The 19,190-nt window shown below is 40.7% G+C and carries 17 protein-coding genes; 13 read left to right on the forward strand and 4 right to left on the reverse strand.

Annotation, left to right across the window (positions count from 1 at the left end):
* The first annotated feature begins 1 nt into the window (after position 1).
* The 9 genes from HMPREF0659_RS01170 (at position 2) to HMPREF0659_RS01210 (ending at position 10,570) form a co-directional block, all read left to right on the forward strand.
* Positions 2-1,831: a sulfatase-like hydrolase/transferase gene (locus tag HMPREF0659_RS01170; protein WP_013264511.1), complete on the forward strand. Its 1,830-nt coding sequence runs from the start codon at positions 2-4 to the stop codon at positions 1,829-1,831.
* A gap of 132 nt (positions 1,832-1,963) precedes the next feature.
* Positions 1,964-3,133, forward strand: coding sequence for an acyltransferase family protein (locus tag HMPREF0659_RS01175; protein ID WP_013263902.1), 1,170 nt, complete (start codon positions 1,964-1,966; stop codon positions 3,131-3,133).
* A gap of 35 nt (positions 3,134-3,168) precedes the next feature.
* Positions 3,169-4,194, forward strand: a complete 1,026-nt coding sequence (locus tag HMPREF0659_RS01180; protein WP_013264773.1) for an acyltransferase family protein — start codon at positions 3,169-3,171, stop codon at positions 4,192-4,194.
* Complete coding sequence (locus tag HMPREF0659_RS01185; protein ID WP_013264333.1) at positions 4,191-5,081, forward strand: decaprenyl-phosphate phosphoribosyltransferase; 891 nt, start codon at positions 4,191-4,193, stop codon at positions 5,079-5,081. The genes HMPREF0659_RS01180 and HMPREF0659_RS01185 overlap by 4 nt, the downstream gene beginning before the upstream one ends.
* 3 nt (positions 5,082-5,084) lie before the next feature.
* Positions 5,085-5,687, forward strand: coding sequence for an HAD family hydrolase (locus tag HMPREF0659_RS01190; RefSeq protein ID WP_044045807.1), 603 nt, complete (start codon positions 5,085-5,087; stop codon positions 5,685-5,687).
* 1 nt (position 5,688) lies between these two features.
* Positions 5,689-6,078: a GtrA family protein gene (locus tag HMPREF0659_RS01195; RefSeq protein WP_174254472.1), complete on the forward strand. Its 390-nt coding sequence runs from the start codon at positions 5,689-5,691 to the stop codon at positions 6,076-6,078.
* 730 nt (positions 6,079-6,808) lie between these two features.
* A complete protein-coding gene (locus HMPREF0659_RS01200; protein WP_013264396.1) occupies positions 6,809-8,158 on the forward strand; it encodes a DUF6080 domain-containing protein in 1,350 nt (449 codons plus the stop codon).
* Between the two features lie 17 nt (positions 8,159-8,175).
* Positions 8,176-9,600 (forward strand): DUF6080 domain-containing protein, encoded by a 1,425-nt coding sequence (locus tag HMPREF0659_RS01205; RefSeq protein ID WP_394330194.1) that lies wholly within the window; start codon positions 8,176-8,178, stop codon positions 9,598-9,600.
* A 7-nt stretch (positions 9,601-9,607) separates the two neighbouring features.
* Entirely contained in the window at positions 9,608-10,570 is a 963-nt protein-coding gene (locus HMPREF0659_RS01210) for a glycosyltransferase (protein ID WP_013264958.1), read from the forward strand.
* A gap of 11 nt (positions 10,571-10,581) precedes the next feature.
* On the opposite strand, the gene HMPREF0659_RS01215 is transcribed toward HMPREF0659_RS01210, so the two are convergent.
* Both HMPREF0659_RS01215 and HMPREF0659_RS01220 read right to left on the reverse strand, forming a co-directional pair.
* Positions 10,582-12,024 (reverse strand): lipopolysaccharide biosynthesis protein, encoded by a 1,443-nt coding sequence (locus HMPREF0659_RS01215; protein WP_013264282.1) that lies wholly within the window; start codon positions 12,022-12,024, stop codon positions 10,582-10,584.
* Positions 12,025-12,287: 263 nt separating this feature from the next.
* Complete coding sequence (locus tag HMPREF0659_RS01220; protein WP_013263894.1) at positions 12,288-12,803, reverse strand: hypothetical protein; 516 nt, start codon at positions 12,801-12,803, stop codon at positions 12,288-12,290.
* A gap of 307 nt (positions 12,804-13,110) precedes the next feature.
* On the opposite strand from HMPREF0659_RS01220, the gene HMPREF0659_RS01225 reads away from it, so the two are divergent.
* The 4 genes from HMPREF0659_RS01225 (at position 13,111) to HMPREF0659_RS01240 (ending at position 16,755) form a co-directional block, all read left to right on the forward strand.
* On the forward strand, positions 13,111-13,941 hold the full coding sequence (locus HMPREF0659_RS01225; RefSeq protein ID WP_013264812.1) for a LicD family protein: 831 nt from the start codon (positions 13,111-13,113) through the stop codon (positions 13,939-13,941).
* A 76-nt stretch (positions 13,942-14,017) separates the two neighbouring features.
* Positions 14,018-14,752, forward strand: a complete 735-nt coding sequence (locus tag HMPREF0659_RS01230; RefSeq protein WP_013263946.1) for an IspD/TarI family cytidylyltransferase — start codon at positions 14,018-14,020, stop codon at positions 14,750-14,752.
* Between the two features lie 54 nt (positions 14,753-14,806).
* Positions 14,807-15,856, forward strand: coding sequence for an NAD-dependent epimerase/dehydratase family protein (locus HMPREF0659_RS01235; protein ID WP_013264366.1), 1,050 nt, complete (start codon positions 14,807-14,809; stop codon positions 15,854-15,856).
* Entirely contained in the window at positions 15,853-16,755 is a 903-nt protein-coding gene (locus HMPREF0659_RS01240; protein WP_013264376.1) for a hypothetical protein, read from the forward strand. Before HMPREF0659_RS01235 ends, HMPREF0659_RS01240 begins: the two co-directional genes overlap by 4 nt.
* Positions 16,756-17,204: 449 nt before the next feature.
* Here the strand turns inward: HMPREF0659_RS01240 and nadD are convergent, their stop codons facing one another.
* Complete coding sequence (gene nadD / locus HMPREF0659_RS01245; RefSeq protein WP_013264040.1) at positions 17,205-17,852, reverse strand: nicotinate (nicotinamide) nucleotide adenylyltransferase; 648 nt, start codon at positions 17,850-17,852, stop codon at positions 17,205-17,207.
* A 150-nt stretch (positions 17,853-18,002) separates the two neighbouring features.
* Entirely contained in the window at positions 18,003-19,106 is a 1,104-nt protein-coding gene (gmk, locus tag HMPREF0659_RS12290) for a guanylate kinase (RefSeq protein ID WP_013264241.1), read from the reverse strand.
* Between the last annotated feature and the right edge of the window lie 84 nt (positions 19,107-19,190).

Genomic DNA, 19,190 nt, shown 5'->3' on the forward strand with positions numbered 1-19,190 from the left:
CATGAAATTTATTAAGTATGCTGTCAGTTTACTGAATAAGGCGTATCAGCCCATTAAGGACAACGCCTCATTCTTTTTCTTCATGTACCTTATCGGTATATTAGTATCATATGCGGAGTTGCCAACCAACAACCCCGATGCTACTGTATATAGTAACCTGTGGTTAGAGTTGTTTCTCGACCTATATGTTATCTGCATCATTCTTACACTATTCCCTCTAAAGATTCGCCGATGGATTCGTGCTTTTTTGTATATCATCACTTACTGCACGAGTCTTACTGACCTCTTCTGTTGGGTAAAGTTCCAATCAACGTTGAATCCGTCAATGCTCCTACTTGTTGGTGAGACTGATGAACGTGAGGCAATCGAGTTTTTCAGTAGTTATTTTACGTCTGACCTTATCTTCTCAAGTGTAGGATTACTACTGCTTGTGATGCTTATTCATATTCTAACAACATTTCTGAAGAAGGTAAAACTGTCACCAGCTATTAGCTATAAGGTAACAGTGGCGAAACAAATCATTAACCATAATTACCACATTCTTGGGGGCGTTTGTCTCGTATTTCTTGGTTGGGCGATTGAATCATCTGCTCACAACAAGAAAGAAATGGTACAAATGTTCTCTTTAGACACCATTGGCTCTGTAGAACATGAACTAACAACTGCAGATTGTGCACAGTTCTATCTGCCTGTTTATCGCCTTGCTTTCAGTATTTTCTCTAATGAGTTAGCATCGCAACAAGTTGACCGTCTCATCGAAGCTAAAGACAAGATGAGTGTGGATAGTTGTTCGTTTAAATCGCCAAATATCGTCCTTATCATCGGTGAAAGCTATGGAAAGCTACATTCACAACAGTATGGCTACTTCATGCCGACGACCCCACGTCAGATTAAACGAGAGAAGTCGGGATTACTTGTACCGTTCAGTGATGTCGTAGCACCATGGAATCTGACCAGTTTCGTGTTTAAGAACGTCTTTTCTCTACACGTTGTTGGAGAGAAAGGGGAGTGGTGCGATTACCCACTTTTCCCTTCACTCTTCCGTAAGGCAGGCTATCATGTGACCTTTATAACTAATCAGTTCTTGCCTAAGGCAAAGCAGGCTGTGTATGATTTTAGTGGTGGATTCTTCCTTAATCATCCAGAACTTTCAGAGGCGATGTTTGATTCACGCAATCAACAATTATACCGATTTGATCGAGGATTGCTCGATGATTACGATAAAAATCAGCAACAACACAACACCGATCATAATCTTATCATCTTCCATCTCCTCGGACAGCACGTCAAATATAACCAACGATTCCCAAGCGACCGTCGCCACTTTAAGGCAGAAGATTATGAGAAGAAACGTGCCGACCTTAATGGAAAACAGCGAAATGTATTGGCTGATTACGACAATGCTGTCTTATATAATGACTCCATTGTAGATGCTATTATTAGTCGTTTTGAGGACAAGGAGGCTATCATTATCTATATGCCTGATCATGGAGAGGAATGCTATGAGGGTAATCGTGGATTCATCTGTCGCAATCACTCGGCTGCTATTGATTACGACTTAGCGCATTATGAGTTTGAAATTCCTTTCTGGATCTTCTGCTCTTATAAGTATGCTGCTAAGCATCCCGACATTTACAAAGAAATAATCGGTGCTAAAAACCGTCGTTTTATGACGGATGCACTACCGCACATGCTGCTCTATTTGGCAGGTATTCATACGAAAGACTACCATGCAGAGTATAATATCCTCAGTCCACAATACAATGAAATGAGACCGAGAATACTAAAGAATACAACGGATTACGATAAGCTTACTCGTCCTTCGGAGTAGCATCTCTTACCGAATCAGAAGTCTATATTAAAATAGAAGACAGCTTTCAAGGTGGCTGTTGGACGCATAGAGGGGAATTAGATCAGTATAAAGAAACGCTTAAAGCGCACAAAATCAATCATTAAAGTTAGGATGTTTAATAAGGAAAGGAATACATATACAGAACAATCCGTACCAGAACAGAGGAAAGAACGCCGAGAAGCGTTGCTTACACGGGTAGAGTGTGATGCGTTGAGAGGGCTTGCCATTATCGGAATCTTCCTACATAACTACTGCCATTGGTTGCGTCCAGTGGTAAAGGAGAACGAATATCAGTATTTTCAACGCAATGTAGACAAACTCTATCAAGTGTTACAAGGGTCGTGGAACGAATTGTTCTTCTTTCATATTCTATCGTTCTTTGGGCATTATGGAGTACCTGTATTCCTCTTCTTATCAGCATACGGCTTGACAATGAAGTACGAAAAGCACCAGCCAACAGTGCCAACAAGTATGCTGCAGTCACAATCAAGTCTTCCAGTCTTTGGTTTTATCAAATATCATTGGGTAAAGCTTTTCCGTATGATGATAGTTGGCTTTGTGGCTTTTACGATGGTTGACGCTATTACAGACGCTCCACACGATTATCATGTGATGGATATTATCGGTCAAATGGGACTTTTTAATAATCTTCTTCCCAATCCCGACGATATTATTTGGCCTGGTCCTTACTGGTTCTTTGGGCTTATGATACAGTTGTATATCGTGTATCGACTTTTCCTTTATCGCCGACATTGGGCATGGAATGTTATGTTGATAGTGCTTTGTTTTGCCATACAGTTATCCTGTGAACCAGAAAGTGAGGCCCTGAACCGTTGGAGATATAACTTTATCGGTGGGATGCTGCCATTCGGCTTTGGTGTACTTTATGCGAGATACGCACACGCCTGGACGACTGCTACAAACCTTGTAGCCTTTGTCCTTTCATTATTTGCCATACTATTGATGAGTTTCAACTATATAACATGGTATTTTATTCCACTTGTAATATGTGTTGCCTCTATTACCTTTGTGAGATTACTCAGTTGGATAGAAGGTGTAGTTGGCAATAAGTATTTCTCTGTTATGAATGTTCTCTCGTGGGTTGGCAGCATCTCAGCAGCCCTTTTCGTCTGTCATCCTATCACAAGAAAGATATTTATTCCAATCTCTCGAGGGGGAGAATATTGGACGGGACTTCTCCTTTACGTTATCTCTTCGCTTTGTTTAGCATGGTTGTTCAAAGAGTTAATGAAGAAGATACCGAGTCCAAAGTTAAAGTAAAGGAGTCTTATAAATACACGATTTCATCGCAATAAATGAAGATAAGAAGCATTGAATTAGCTGATATAAGCCGTTACCGAGGAGAGTTGATGGGGTTGGCCATCATCTTCGTTATTCTTTTTCATGTGGGATTGCCACGTGAAGATGCCTTCTTTGGCTTGAAGAGAATGGGTAATATCGGTGTAGACTTCTTTCTCTTCTTGAGCGGTATGGGCTTGTGGTTCTCTTGGACAAAGAACCCTTCCCTGCGAAAGTTTTATCTTCGCCGTTTCTTACGTGTCTATCCTACTTGGCTTTTCATGGCTTGTCTCTACTATATACCCGATTTCCTTAACGTCAATCTCACAGGACATAGCGGGCACAGTATGAATATCATCGATCTCATCGGGGATATAACGATTAACTGGGACTTCTGGATGCACAATGAGCTAACGTTCTGGTATATCCCAGCTATTATGGTTTTCTATCTTGTGAGTCCATTTTATATGATGCTTATCGCCAAGAATCCTATCTATCGTTGGACTCCTGTTGTCATGATAATGTGGTGTATTGTGGTGGAATATATTACCCCTTTGCATGATTCAGTAGGTCATTTAGAGATATTCTGGAGCCGTGCACCCATCTTCTTTATAGGTATTAACATTGCAGAGGTGGTGAAACGGAAAGACATCGTGGGTGGCTCGGCTATTTGGATGATAGTGATAACATTCATTATTGCTCTTTCCTCTTGTCTGTTTCTTGAACAAGAGAAGCACGGACAGTTCCCTTTATTCCTTGAACGTATGCTTTATATCCCTCTTACGTTTACATCGATTATCCTCTTCAATCAAGTCCTTCGTCATACACCAAAGTATATCAACAAAATACTAAAAGTATTTGGTGCATTGAGTTTGGAACTTTATTTGATACATTCCCACTTCGTACTCGATTATCTTGAGCAGACTGATTGGTCTTATTGGCACAAGTTTGTTGTGACGACCGTCATTAGTCTGATATTTGCATGGCTCTTACAGACTGTAATTAAAGGGATTATAACGCCCATAGAGAATAGAATAAAATGAAGAACCTTATACTGTTAATACGTCCACATCAATGGATTAAGAATCTTATCGTCTTCCTTCCAGTCTTCTTTGGAGGTGCTTTACTGCAATGGGAAGCGGTTTATGCAGGGTTAATCACAGTCCTGTCTTTTAGTCTGACGGCCTCGTCAATCTATTGTCTGAACGATATTGTCGATGTTCATGATGATCGTCAGCACCCAGTGAAATGTCATCGCCCAATGGCATCGGGGGCTGTTAGCATTACACAGGGCTATATATTGATGGGATTGATGTTTATTCTATCGATGACTTCGACCTTTTTGTTGCATGTACGTCAGGTTGAGACAGCCAGTGTAATAATCTTCTATTGGCTGTTAAATATAGGTTATTGTCTCCGTTTGAAGCGTTATGCAATCATTGACGTGTGTGTTGTTGCCTTCGGATTTGTACTTCGTATCCTTGCCGGAGGATATGCAACAGACATACATCTGAGTAAGTGGATTGTTCTGATGACATTCTTGTTAATGCTCTTCTTGTCCTTTGCAAAACGCCGTGACGATGTTGTGAAGATGAACGAGACTGGCCATGCACCTCGCCAGAATACGATTCGTTATAATCTTACGTTTATCAATCAAGCCATTACGATTACAGCGAGTGTCACCCTCGTGTGCTACATTATGTACACAGTAAGTCCTGAAACCATTGCAAATTTCCACACGGATCACCTTTATCTGACCAGTGTTTTTGTACTCTTAGGACTACTTCGTTATATCCAAATATCAGTTGTCGACAAGAAGAGTGGTGACCCAACAAAGGTGATGATACACGACCGTTTTATGCAGTTCATCGTCTTAGCCTTCGGACTTGCCTTCCTTTTCATTATCTACGTACTTAAGAATATCCAATAGGACATGAGAAAGATATATGCTTTCGACTTCGATGGCACACTGACTACTAAGGACACTCTCCTTGAATTTATCCGTTTCGCAAAAGGAAACGGACAAATGTTTTGTGGTTTTTTACTCTTTTCACCCCTCCTCATACTGATGAAACTGCATCTTTATCCTAACTGGAAGGTAAAGCAGCAGGTTTTTTCTTACTTCTTCAAAGGGATGAATATTGACGATTTCAACGCACTTTGTACACACTTTGCAGAGCAAAACAAACACCTACTTCGCCCTGCAGGAATAGAGAAAGTAAGACAGGCTATCGAAGAACAAGCCACTGTACTTATCATCAGCGCAAGCATTGACAACTGGGTAAGACCTTTTTTCGATGGAATCGATAAAAAAATACAGGTATTAGGGACGCAAATAGAAACAAAGGGAGGTCGTCTAACAGGACAATTTACCACTAAAAACTGCTATGGACAGGAAAAAGTGAATCGCCTCACAGCACTTTATCCACATCGTGAAGCCTACGATTTAATCGCCTTTGGAGATAGTAGAGGCGATAAAGAACTACTTGATTTTGCAGACAAAGGCTTTTACAAACCTTTCAGAAATAAGAAATAGAATGCTGAAGAATGAAATAAAGAACAAGAAAAAGCTCGGTGAAATCGTACGTTTTATCATCGTTGGATCATCAGCCGCAGCCATACAATACGGCACATATTTGCTATTAATATGCTGGCTACAGCCCCTCATTGCAAATACTATTGCTTACCTTGTTAGCTTCACATTCAACTATATCGCTTCCACACGTTACACCTTCCGTGTAAAGTCGACTACCAAACGAGGCGTAGGCTTCATCTTTTCGCATATCATCAACTTCCTTTTGCAAAGTGTCTGCCTGAAAATCTTCCTTCTTTTAGGTCTCAGCAAGCAGATAGCATTGATTCCTATGTTCGCTATTTGTGTTCCAATCAACTTCCTTTTAGTGCGCTTTTTCTTACATAGGAAGTAAGGTGTTACTCCTTATTAAGCCCCAGATGCAGCTTGTTTTCATGAAAAGAATTGTTTTTGTTCACGAAAAGAAGTTCCTCAATAAATAGACATATAGCTAAGATAGTCAATTATCTATCCTATTTTCATCCTCTTTCATTGAAAATCTTTTCATTTCAAGATTTCGAAAAGTTGCAGATAAGTGTTTGAAAAATCATTACATAATTTTAAATAAAACACCAATAAATAACGGCAAAAACACATATACGAAGCAGGTTTGTAACCATAAGGAAATCAATTAGTTATAAATTAGCAAAGTAAAAGGTGCTTAATTGGACTTCAAAAGGGCGTTAATAAGGGCCTTAAAGGGCACCTTTTGCAAGTCAATTGGGCGTCTTTTAGAAGCCAAAAGAGCATGTGTTGGTTTCGAATTGTACGAAAATAATTTACAAACTTCAAGTAGTAAGGGAATAAGTTGTTTGTGAATACAGATAGACTTCGTACCTAATGACGTTTATCATGTAGTTTATCCCCCGTTCTAAAACTATCTAATTGGGAGGTAATCATACCATATATGTGGATTAAACTCATTCTGTTAACAATCTACGTGTTTAAGGGAAGAACTTTTATTATCATGAAAAGAAGTCGAAATAGTAGGCAGATAGCTACGTGCAAAACGAGTTCTTCTCCTTATTTCCTTTGTTAAATGTGCTTTAATTTGTACCTTTGTACCAAATAATCAAAGCTACTCAATGCACATATTCAATATTTTCAAGGTGAAGAAAGAAGAACGCTGGCTGGCTTTTACGATGTTAGCAGTCTTTATTACGTTCAATGCGATGGTGATAGCAAGCCACTATCACGTCTACACCATGGAAGCACATGGTGGATTTTGGAGTGTCTTTACCAAGAATTTTCGTATGTCAGGCTATGATTGCTGGTCGTGGATAACGGTCTCGGGAGGTCGTATCCACTTCGTTACTTCACGTCATCCGTTGTATCTTACTTTTCTTTATCCGCTCTATCTGCTCAATGATTGGCTCATACAAAATGTAGGATACAACTTTGCTGTGTATTTCATGGCTGTCATCATTGTCTTTTCGGCATTCTATGCAGTACTCTTTATGTACCGTGTTTTCCGTGAAGTATTGGAGTTGAGGCGGAAAGATGCAAGACTACTTACCTTGTTGTTATTCTCTTTTGGACACGTACTCATCCCAACCATGGTGCCCGATCATTTCGTTATCTCCCTGATGCTCCTCTCTCTGACACTCTACATCACGGGAAAGAAGATGAAGAAAGGACAATTACTAACAGCTTGGCAATCGTTAGTTCTAACCTTCTTCACGGCAGGAATGGCAACTTCAAATGGGGTGAAGACCCTGTTAGCAGGTTTGTTTACCAATGGAAAAAAGGTATTTACCTGTAAGTTTATTTCTATCGGAGTAGTCCTGCCATTGCTCTTGTTGCTCGGTATTCAACAGTCTCAATATTATCTTTTGGAGGTTCCACAGCAAGCAGTTGTGCGTCATATCGAAAGCGAAACACTGAAGAAAAACCCGCAGAAGGTGCTCGAACACAAGAAACAAAGAGATGAATGGCAGCGAACACACCTCGGTCAGCCTGTTGGAGATGGGGTGATAACGAAGTTGATGGATGTCTCTACACCACGTGTTCCAACCATTGTAGAGAACTTCTTTGGCGAGTCTATTCAGCTTCATCAGCGTTCGTTATTAAAGGATGTTTCGTGGGAACGTCCCATCTTTGTGGAGTACAACTGGAGCGTGAATTATATCATCGAGGCTTTTGTAGTCCTCTTATTTATCGTAGGTATAGTGTTTAGCTATAAGCAACGGTTCTTTAAAATGCTTTTAGCTTGGTTTGCTTGTGACCTCACCTTGCATCTCATCCTCGGATTTGCCGTCACTGAAGTGTATATAATGACTTCAGGATGGGCATTCATTATCCCTATCTCCTATGGTTATTTACTGAAACGATTGTCGATGAAATGGCTAAAATTGATGCGCGTGGCGTTAATCATGCTAACCATCTACCTTTGGATTTGCAATGCAGGACAGACAGTCTATTACTTAATGTCGTAAGCTTAATGTCGTAAGCTATGTGGATGAAGTTTATTAAAATAAGAAAAGACGAGCGTCTTTCGGTTTGTTTATTCCTCCTGTGGCAGCTCATCATGCACGCCACAGTGATTATTCCTTACTATTCGGTGTTCTCAAGAATATCAAAGGATTATCGGAAAAACTTTCTCGATTGGTTCCATGTGTCTGGTTTCGACCCACTCACTTATTGCGTTGTTACCGACTGGACAACAGTCTACGATGTGCATAGACACCCTTTATTGGCTTTTTTCTACTATCCGGTCTATCTTATTAATCAGGGATTAATAAGCTTATTGGGTATTAACTGTGTACAGTTCTTGGTTGCTATCGTCCTTCTCATCAGTTCCCTTTATGCGTTCCTTTTAATGATACGAATAGGAAGAGAGCTCCTTCATCTCTCGCAACGAGAGTCTTCTGTACTTGCTTTTTTACTCTTCTCCTTTGCATACGTACTATTAGCAGCTATCTCACCCGACCATTTCATCTTGTCGTTATTTCTTATTCTCTTAGTGATTTATGTGACAGGTAAGCAGATGGCAGAGCATAAGCCCTTGAAAAAATGGCAGACGATTGTCTTCTTTATCCTTACTGCTGGCGTATCACTTAATAATGGGTTAAAGGTGTTATTAGCTGATCTTTTCTCAAAGGGAAAGCGTTTCTTTCATCCTAAGAACCTTATTCTTGTTGTCATCTTGCCTTCTGCAGCAATCTGGAGCTTTGGTCTTTGGGAGTACAAAACGTTCGTTGCCGATAGTGTCAATACACGAAAGGCACACGAAAAGAAAGCTGTAAAGGATGAGAAGACCAAGATGTGGAAGGAGTTCAGCGATACTACGCATCTTAAAGATAGTAAACAACAGACAGAAGCGTTTGCGTTACTATGGAAAAAGCACCGAAAGGCACAGCTGAAGGTAAAGTATAGCGCACCACAATATGCTCATTCTGGTACGCCAGTGAGTAAACAACCGTTCTTGAACTGGACAGATGTGACTACTTCTCGCTGTGAGACACTCGTTGAGAATCTCTTTGGTGAGTCAATACAGTTGCACCAGAAGTACACGTTATGTGATGTTATTCGCGATCGCCCAGTCTTCGTTAGTTATAACTGGGTCGTAAACTATATTGTTGAAGGTCTTATCGTCTTACTCTTTTTAGGCGGAATCTGGGCTGGTAGACGTAGTAAGCTGATGTGGATGTGTTTGTCATTCTTCGCCCTTGACATGATACTTCATATAGGCTTAGGGTTTGGTATTAACGAGGTATATATAATGACAGCGCATTGGGCTTACGTCATACCGTTGTGTATAGGTTGCTTGATAAAGTCAACGAAAGGTGGGATTAGGAATGCTATCACCCTACTGACAGCCTTGATAGCTTTCTACCTCATTGTTTATAACAGTGCGCTCGTCATCTTCACACTATAGTAAAGTTATGGAAAGCAAAGCCTCTGTATCAATAGTCCTCTGTACTTACAATGGGGAGAAATACGTGAGGGAGCAGATAGACTCACTGCTCGCTCAGTCTTATCCTATCCATGAGATTATCATTCAAGATGATGGTTCGACGGATCAGACATGGGAGATACTACAAGCGTATGCGTCAAAACATACTGTTATTCGTACTTTTAAGAATGAAGGCGAACATGGTGTTAATGCGAACTTCCTTTCTGCATTGCATCGTGTAACAGGTGATTACATTGCCATCTCCGATCAAGATGATATCTGGGAGAGGGATAAGATAGAAATACAGATGCGATGTATAGGAGATAAGCTGCTATGTAGTGGACACTCACGACCCTTCTCGACAGATGGTTCCTTTGCTTATTTCGACAACAGACCACGTAATGTGAATATCTTTCGTATGATGTTCTTAGGTCTACCGGGCCATACTTTATTATGTAAGCGTACATTGATTAATCTCTTACCACCCATTGAGAGTCCTGTTTTTAAGGTCACCCTTTACGATGCTGTATTGAGTATTATTGCCGCATCCTACGACAGTATCGTCTATTGTAATAAGGTGTTAGTTAATTTCCGACGCCATGCAGCGGCTACTACTTACAATGATTATAGTAGTAGTCTACCCTCATGGAGGAACGCTCTCACTGAGTTAACGTGGAGTCTGAACCATTATAAAGAGATACGTAAGAAGGTTGTTCCCATCTTTCAAGGTAAGCTTATGTTGATGGAGGGCTTACATTCAAATATACACGATTTCATCGAAGCCCGCGAAGCAATGCGAATGGAGACCAAGCAGGGCGTCTTTGCTTTCTTACGTTTACAATATCTACTAACGAAGAACTATAAGAAGCTCTTTCATACATCAGGTGGTGGACCTATTAAGCTACTTCGTGCTATGCTTTATCCTATCATGCAGTTGTACATGTACCACTAAGATTAAGGCTATTACCCTTTCTTACTATGAAAGTAATTGAGACACTCCTTTAGTGTTTGCGAACCTCCCATCTTCATTACGATATAATAAAGCAGGGCTGCCAAGACGACTCTCGTCAATAATAGAAGTAGAAGATTCTGTATCCATAAGGTAATGAGATAGGTTGAAATCATTACCGCCACGGATGTTAATAGATAAGGACATATATCTTTAAGGATATCTATGAAGCGTATTCCAATCTCTTTATGTGCAAAGAACTGCCACACACCCAACCAAAGGATAGTAATAGCTGTATAGACACTCACCATGAAGACGATTCCTTGTTGGTAACATAGGATAATGAGTCCTACCTGTGCTACGATTAATAAGACCGTACACCACATATAAACAGCAGACTTACCTCGACTGAGAATGAGGTTTTGATACATTGTATAAAAAGGTAGGAAAGCCCCGATAATACAAAGAATACGCAACAAAGGAATACTCTCTATCCATTTATCTGATATAAGAAGAATGATAAATTCGTGCGATATCATCGCTAATCCGAACATAGCGGGAAAGACCAAAAAGGCGGTAAAACGCATCATTTTTCTAAACACATTTACTTGCCTTTTGAGGTCATTATTCACCTCCACCAATACTGGTTGCGCTACTTGTGACACTGTTCCTGATACAAACGTGCTTGCCATTGTGTCCCACTTGAAGGCTTGAGAGAAGTTACCCACCACCTTTGCTGAGTATAAACGACCGAAGATAAAGGTTAGAATATTCTGACTAATCGTGTTGACAATCGTCGTCACAAGAATCTTATAACTAAAGGAAAACATCTTCTTCACAGGTGTAAAGTCGATGTGAAAAGAGGGTCGCCAAGGAATTATAAAGAAGCGCCACAGACTTGTAAGGCTGATATAAAGCACCTGCTGCCAAGCCAAACTCCAATAAGCATAACCCTTTAATGCTAAGATGATTCCTACCACACCCGAAATAATAAGGCTGGTGATACGCAGCAAAGCTGTCTCTTTGACCATCATGTTTTTAAAAAGGTAAGCCGATGGGGCCGTACCTAAAGACGAAAAAAGCAGTGATGCAAAGACGAAACGGGATAGGCTGATAAGCTCTGAATGATGAAAGAAAGCTGCAATCAGAGGGGCTGAAAAGAAGAGAACGATATATGAAATCCAACCCATTATAGCACTAAACCAAAAGACAGAGTTATAATCATTATCCGTTGGACGTTCCATATTGGCAAGCGCAGTAGTAAATCCACTTTCCTGCAATGCCCCTGCAATCGCTGTAAAAACAGCTAACATTCCCATCAATCCATAGTCGGTTGCCGTGAGCAGACGTGCCAATAAGATTCCAATGACAATATTCAGCAGTTGCATTGTACCATTGTTCAATGCACCCCAAAAGAGTCCTTTGGCTGTTTTCTCCTTGAGTGTTTCTTTTTCCATTAGCTTTTGTATCTCTATGATACGCTGTTTCTTATCTCCCCCTCAGAGTATGTTCTATCTAAAAAAGAGGTTAGCTGTCTTCTGCTATATAAAGTTTCCTTCGTGAAAGTACTTTTTTCATAGGTGTAGAAAGGGAAGATGTTATTTCTTCTTTCCCACCTTGATTGGCAGAATCCATTTAGCATGCAAATATAACGCTTTTCTTTTGAAAAGCCAAATCCTACATTCTTTGGATTGGTAAAGAAACTTTCCTACGGCTATATTTATCTCTTTTGCTTTTTAAGGAAGTCTTCAATAGCAGCTTTACTTTTCAATTTGTCTGTATCAACATCATAGAGATCACTGGAATAAACTTTGTGATAGAATGGACCACAGTGTTCCATAATCTGTATCTTATCCATCTGTGTTGCGAATAGTGCTTCAATAATTGTTACCTGATACTTATCGTCTTCAAACGTTATCTTAGTTGAATCATTTTTTAAGTTCCCCAACCAACCAAAGAGTAACTGCATAATAATAATGAAAGGAATACTCACCCATAACATGGTATACAAACAACCTATAGCGGCATTACCATCTTCCTTCCACCTCCGCTTGATATAGCGGATAAGGAAGAAAAGCAATATCCAAGGTAAAGTGTAGACAACTATGATATCCGCATTACTCCTTAACTTCCAAGGTGATATGCAATTGATTACCAGCCATACTACCTCAAGCCACAATACATAACCTAAGAGTTTTCTGATTATCCAATAAATCTTATACTTTCCAGTCAACATTCCCTCTATAAGTGTAATCTCTTTCTATGTTTAATACGATTAGTAACAACCTCATTTACTGTTTTTAATTGGCGTGTAATTACTCCGCACATATGGTGCGGAGGGCAAGCACCATTGGTGCTAATCGTAAACACTACTCGTGCGGAAGGCAAACACCAACACAAACAGCAATAAAGTTGACACCTAATTACCTCCGCAAATATAAGTATATTAGTTCGAATCATGAAATCAAAACATAAGTTTTTAAAGAGACCGAGGGGGAAGTCATAATCTTTTATTATCTTTGCAACAAGTATATTAACGGAAAATGATTGAAACTTTCAACACAGGAGAGACACAAGAAAGCCTCCGACAGGAATATAACCCAGACGGCTCTGTGCTAAGAAAAGCACAGTTGCGACTTCTCGACATGGCTATCTATCTGCAGGAAACAGCGAAGAAGATAGGTGTTCCTTGCCGACTTGATGGCGGAAATGTGTTAGGGGCAATGCGCCATGGGGGATTTATTCCTTGGGATGACGACATTGATATGGTTGTAGACTACAAGGATTTCAAACGTCTCTGTGATTATTTGAAGGCGCATCCACACCCTCAATTCGTCTTACAAGACAACGACACGGACCCTGGTTTCTATAAGGAATGGGCTTGTCTGCGTGATTTAAAGAGCGAGAACAGAAGTCATGATAATCAGCAGAGTGCTGACCGAAGAATGCATGAGGCGCAGAAGTTCAGAGGACTTCATGTAGACATCTTCCCCTATGAGGGTAATATGATTCCTTGGTTGCAGCGTTTGGCAGCAAAACTATCGGTCAATGTGAATACAAAGTTAGCTGGTCGTTATCCTCTCTTGGCACAAATGAGTTATAAAATCTTACATGTCATTGTCTTTCCAGTGTTCCGCTTGGTTGGGAAACTGTTTGGTAATCCTGACCTCTATATGCACTCTTACGGTGCATGGTTTTATGAGCAGAACCCTCGTCGTTGCATGATACCACATAAAGATATTGTCTTTGAAGGTCATACCTTTGAAGGGCCAGCCGATGCTGATGAGTTATGTCGTATCGCCTATGGGAACTATATGGACTTGCCACCAAGGGATAAGCGTGATAGACACAAGATAGATGTTGTCTTTAAGTAGTCAGTCGGTTCAGTAATGTACGTGTCAGTAGACAGTGATATCCCCATCTTATAATAACAATAATCCAAATATAATTATGAACATAGCAGTAATCTTTGCAGGAGGTTCTGGACTACGTATGCACACAAAGTCGCGCCCTAAGCAGTTTCTTGACCTAAACGGAAAGCCGATAATCATCTATACATTAGAGTTGTTCGACAACCATCCGAACATAGATGCTATTGTAGTAGCATGTATTGAAAGTTGGATTCCTTTCCTTGAGAAGCAGCTCCGTAAGTTTGAGATTAATAAGGTAGTGAAGATTATACCCGGTGGAAAGTCTGGACAGGAGTCTATCTACAAGGGACTGTGCGCTGCAGAGGAATATGCACAGAGTAAGAGTGTAAGTAATGAAGAGACAATCGTTCTTATTCACGATGGTGTTCGTCCGCTCATAACAGAAGAGACGATAACAGATAACATTAAGAAAGTTGAAGAAGTAGGGAGTTGTATCACTTGTATCCCAGCAACAGAAACACTCATCGTGAAGCAGGCTGACGACGCTTTGGAGATTCCTTCTCGTGCCGATTCGTTCATTGCTCGTGCGCCACAGAGTTTCCGTTTGGTCGATATAATAACTGCTCATCGACGCTCCTTGGCGGAAGGAAAGGCCGATTTCATCGATTCTTGTACGATGATGAGCCACTATGGGTATAAGTTAGGGACGATTATCGGTCCAATGGAGAATATTAAGATTACAACTCCAACAGACTTCTTCGTGCTGCGTGCGATGGTGAAGGTGCATGAAGATCAGCAGATATTTGGATTGTAAAGGTGTTGTTATGTGTCGATGGAACGGGGATTTTTATAACTTTATAGGGTGAGAATGAAGGAAAGAATACTAAAAGAAGATATAAGCTATTTTGCAGATACGTTTCCTTTCTCAGCAGCATTGGAAGGGAAGACGATAGCTGTAACAGGGGCAACAGGCTTGTTGGGTGCATGTATGGTACGTTGCCTGTTGGCTCTACGCACAGAAAAAGGTATCAACTTACACGTGGTGGCTGTTGTAAGGAACGTGCAGAAAGCAGAGAAAATGTTTGGTCAGGTAAGCGATGAAATTAGCTATTATTCCTATGACTTCTCTTGTGTTGAACCATTCGCACCTACGAAAAAGATAGACTACCTCTTCCATTTCGCTGCCCCTACAGCTTCAAAAGATTTCGTTGAACACCCTGTAGAGACGATGAATACTGTCTATGGCGGTATGCAAAACCTATTGTCTTACGCTCATCAGCATGGAGTAACTTCGATGGTGTTAGCCTCAACGTTAGAAGTCTATGGTACTGTCACTGACGACCGACGCCCACTCACCGAAGACATGCAGGGATATCTTGACCCAATGGCAACTCGTAGCAGTTATCCGTTAGCAAAGAGAGCTGCCGAGGCATTGTGTCATAATTATGCAGACGAGTACGGTGTTCACGTGAAAGTGGCACGTTTGGCACAGACCTTCGGTGCTGGTGTGAATGGTAATGACAATCGTGTCTTTGCGCAATTTGCACGCAGTGTTATGAAGAACGAGGATATCATTCTACATACGACAGGCGAGCTTAGTCGTTGCTATTGCTATACGATAGATGCCGTTACGGCAATGCTGTATATTCTCTTGCGTGGTAAGGATGGCGAAGCATACAATGTAGCAAACGAAGACACTTATATCTCTATCCGTGAGATGGCAGAGTTGGTTGCCTCGACGTTTAATCCTCAGAGCGTGAAGGTGGTGATACAGCCACAAGAGGGGTTAGGATATTCGCCAACAACAAAGCTCAGACTTGCCACACAGCGTATTCAGGAGTTAGGATGGAAACCTCATTATGGGTTAAAGGAGATGTTTCGTCGTCTCATCCTTTCAATGGAGGAAGAACTGGTATGAGTAGTTTTCTGCAACGAATAAGAGAGAGTCTTTTTCATGTTTACGACCGAAAAGACTTGCGAAGATGGGAGGACGACCCGAAGAGTGAGCTGCCAATCTATGGTGTTTATCATGTCATGTTAGACACTGGATGGGAGCCATTGGTGAGAAGGCAGATTGATAATCTACGTAAGAGTGGTCTGCTGGATGCGACAACGACTTTCTTCGTGAGTTGTATAGCAGGCAATCAAGCAGATGTGGAATGTTTGAAGCGTATTATCAATAGTGATAAACTCGTAATAATATCCAATGTTACCGACCCTAAGCGGTATGAGTATCCTGCCTTAGAGTTCATTAAGCAACTATCTGAAAGGGAGGATTGTCTCTTCTATTACTTCCATACGAAGGGTATCTCTTACCAGTCGCTAACCTCTAACGACCGTCTCTTCTGCTCTTTTAAGAAGAAGATAGAGGCTTGGAGAGAGATGTTGGAATATTTCATCTTTGATAAGTGGAAGGTTGCCGTGAATGTTCTGAATGAAGGATACGATACCTATAGCTGTTATCGATGGCCACCACGCAACTATACAATGTATTCTGGTAGTTTCTGGTGGGCAAGGTCGGCTTATATAAGGACACTACCAACTTTTGATAAAGCGGTTATTTCTACCAATCGTTTCTATTCTGAGGTATGGCTTTTTGAGCGAAATCATCGACAGTTCTCGGCATTTGACACAATAGCCGACCTCTACTTTGTAAGGATTCCTCGTTCTGTCTATACGGACGAGCAGACAAAGTGGTTTGATAAGGTTTGTTTCTCGTTTACTTATAATATGCGGAAAATAGAAAAGCATATCTTCAAATACAATTATAAGAAACGGTGTCAGAAACGTTTCCAGAAACTTAAGAATGAGATATAATATAAGGTGATGGATTGTTTAGAGAGGTATGTTCTCACTCAATCCTCCTCGTTCTTGATAAATATTCTTTTATATGTAAGCACTTAGGGTTGGGGACCAATATGCGTTCCCAGCCTTCTTGTTAGTTGTACTTCCTTATTACCTCTATTTGATATGAGAATTATTTTCCTGTCATATCTGTCATCCCTTGTGTGCGTTTAACATCCTGATAATCAAAAGGAATTGTTCAAATGTTAAAATGACAGCAACTAAAACTAAAATTAATTTGGGAGTAATAGTCGCGTTTATCTTCCTTATTTAGATAAGTAAGATCACTCCCTATCTGAGGAGAATAACTTTTATTCTAAGTATTATGATATTTGTAAAACCATCCTATTATTAGTCGGTTATTTGCCTGTCAGTATACAATATGGATAATCTACTGTTGCAAATTGTTCATGTGAAACAGCTTAATATAAGCGTTGAACATCAGAGATAATTGTTGTAGGTACCAAACCGTCAATAGTTTTTCCTTGGCTTACTCGTTGGCGTATATCTGTACTGCTGATATCAATAAAAGGTGTTTGAAGAATAGTGACACCATGGGGCAGTGACGTTTCTGAGATTCTTTGGTTGTGTCGTGGATAGACTACGATAGGGTAGTGAGTGAGGATATCCTCTGCATGATACCATCGGTCGAAGGCTTCCCAATTGTCACCACCAACAAGAAGTGTGAAGCGATGAGTGGGGAAGTCATGGCTGAGATGCTGTAGGGTATTCCAAGTATAAGAAGGTTTCGGAAGTCGGAACTCATAGTCCGAAGCCTTAAAATGTGGGTTATCAGCAGTCGCTTTACGTACTAAGTCCAAGCGGAGGTGGTCAGCTAAAAGCTGCTGGTTCACCTTGAAAGGGTTTTGTGGTGATACCATAAACCATACCTCGTCTAAGTTTTCTTTTTCAAGAAAGGCTTTGGCAAGGGCTATATGTCCGTTGTGAATGGGGTTGAAGGAACCACCAAAGATGCCAATGGAAGCCTCCCCCGATGAAGGGAAAGCCTCCCCCAACCCCTCCGAAGGGAGGGGAGTGCTAATAGGAGTGAAGTGAGATGATGGTTTCATAATGGTGTAATGGGCTTTAGAACCTATAAGTATTAGCAGTGCTATATGTTCTATTCATTATAGAAAATATAGGTGTTATTAGAAATGGTTCTTTTACTATTTGCAATCTATTAGGGCTCCCCTCCTTTCGGAGGGGTTGGGGGAGGCTTCTTATCCCTCTAAAAATTCCTTCACAGCCTTGTAAGTCTCTTGCTTTGCTTTCTCAAGGTCATCATTTACGATTATCTTATCGAATTTCTCAGCGAAGGTAAGCTCCTCTGAAGCCTTAGTAAGGCGGTTTTCAATCGCCTCTGCACTATCTGTTTGTCTGCCAACAAGGCGACGGCGTAGTTCTTCAACAGATGGAGGCTGAATGAAAAGACTTAAAGCACGGTCACCATAGAACTTCTTGATGTTGCAGCCACCCTTCACATCAACATCGAAGATAACGTTCTGGCCTGCTGCAGACTGGCTCTCTACCTGTGATTTTAACGTGCCATAAAAGCGGTCCTCGTAAACCTCTTCATACTCAAGGAACTCTCCATTAGCAATTTTCTCTTTGAACTGTTCAGGTGAAAGGAAGATATATTCTACACCATTCTGCTCCGTACCACGTGGTGCACGGGTAGTACAACTAATAGAAAAAGCCAACTTTAGTTCAGGATGTTCTTTCATTAACCACTGAACGATGGTGCTCTTACCAGCACCAGAAGGTGCGGAGAGGATGAGTAACCTCCCCCCACCCCTCCGAAGGAGGGGAGTGCCTAACGGACAGTCGTGGGACGTGTTAGGAGACGATGCGATGTTAGAAGTGTCTTCCTGTATCTTTGCTGCTGGTGTGATATTAGCAGATTGGTTTTCAGATGAAAGCTTGTTCATAGCTGTTTTTATTTTGTTTAATACTTTATCGAGATTTTGAAGAACTTCCTCGTTAGAGAATCTTATGATATGAAAGCCAAAATGTTGAAGGTAAGTATCTCGTTCTCTATCGCTTAATTGCTGTTCTTCTGCGAGGTGATAATCTCCGTCAACTTCTATTATAAGATTTAATGAAAGACATACGAAGTCAGGGATATAATCATAGACAGGATGTTGTCGACGAAAACGTACACCTAATTGTTTCCCTCTCAAGTGCTCCCACAAAAGTTCTTCTGCTTTAGTAGGATGCTTCCTGTTATATTTTGCATTTTGACAAAGTAGCTGATAGGTAGAAGCGTCATTTGTATGATAATGAAAATTTCCAAAGTAGCTATGTTCCTTGTCTATCTTTTTCATAGCAGCTACTTATCTGTTTATAGGTTTTAATACTCGTTGCAGACTATATTCTTTTTGTTACTCCCCTCCTTTGGAGGGGTTGGG

The organism is Prevotella melaninogenica ATCC 25845 (assembly GCF_000144405.1).
GTDB classification, from domain to species: Bacteria; Bacteroidota; Bacteroidia; order Bacteroidales; family Bacteroidaceae; genus Prevotella; species Prevotella melaninogenica.

Excerpts from the sequence above, each read along its gene's own strand:
- HMPREF0659_RS01200 (WP_013264396.1), top strand. The coding sequence starts at position 6,809 with ATGCACATATTCAATATTTTCAAGGTGAAGAAAGAAGAACGCTGGCTG.
- HMPREF0659_RS01190 (WP_044045807.1), top strand. The coding sequence starts at position 5,085 with ATGAGAAAGATATATGCTTTCGACTTCGATGGCACACTGACTACTAAG.
- HMPREF0659_RS01180 (WP_013264773.1), top strand. The coding sequence starts at position 3,169 with ATGAAGATAAGAAGCATTGAATTAGCTGATATAAGCCGTTACCGAGGA.
- HMPREF0659_RS01170 (WP_013264511.1), top strand. The coding sequence starts at position 2 with ATGAAATTTATTAAGTATGCTGTCAGTTTACTGAATAAGGCGTATCAG.
- HMPREF0659_RS01195 (WP_174254472.1), top strand. The coding sequence starts at position 5,689 with ATGCTGAAGAATGAAATAAAGAACAAGAAAAAGCTCGGTGAAATCGTA.
- HMPREF0659_RS01220 (WP_013263894.1), bottom strand. The coding sequence starts at position 12,803 with ATGTTGACTGGAAAGTATAAGATTTATTGGATAATCAGAAAACTCTTA.
- HMPREF0659_RS01205 (WP_394330194.1), top strand. The coding sequence starts at position 8,176 with ATGTGGATGAAGTTTATTAAAATAAGAAAAGACGAGCGTCTTTCGGTT.
- HMPREF0659_RS01240 (WP_013264376.1), top strand. The coding sequence starts at position 15,853 with ATGAGTAGTTTTCTGCAACGAATAAGAGAGAGTCTTTTTCATGTTTAC.
- HMPREF0659_RS01230 (WP_013263946.1), top strand. The coding sequence starts at position 14,018 with ATGAACATAGCAGTAATCTTTGCAGGAGGTTCTGGACTACGTATGCAC.
- gmk (WP_013264241.1), bottom strand. The coding sequence starts at position 19,106 with ATGAAAAAGATAGACAAGGAACATAGCTACTTTGGAAATTTTCATTAT.
- HMPREF0659_RS01215 (WP_013264282.1), bottom strand. The coding sequence starts at position 12,024 with ATGGAAAAAGAAACACTCAAGGAGAAAACAGCCAAAGGACTCTTTTGG.
- HMPREF0659_RS01225 (WP_013264812.1), top strand. The coding sequence starts at position 13,111 with ATGATTGAAACTTTCAACACAGGAGAGACACAAGAAAGCCTCCGACAG.
- HMPREF0659_RS01175 (WP_013263902.1), top strand. The coding sequence starts at position 1,964 with ATGTTTAATAAGGAAAGGAATACATATACAGAACAATCCGTACCAGAA.
- HMPREF0659_RS01185 (WP_013264333.1), top strand. The coding sequence starts at position 4,191 with ATGAAGAACCTTATACTGTTAATACGTCCACATCAATGGATTAAGAAT.
- HMPREF0659_RS01210 (WP_013264958.1), top strand. The coding sequence starts at position 9,608 with ATGGAAAGCAAAGCCTCTGTATCAATAGTCCTCTGTACTTACAATGGG.
- nadD (WP_013264040.1), bottom strand. The coding sequence starts at position 17,852 with ATGAAACCATCATCTCACTTCACTCCTATTAGCACTCCCCTCCCTTCG.
- HMPREF0659_RS01235 (WP_013264366.1), top strand. The coding sequence starts at position 14,807 with ATGAAGGAAAGAATACTAAAAGAAGATATAAGCTATTTTGCAGATACG.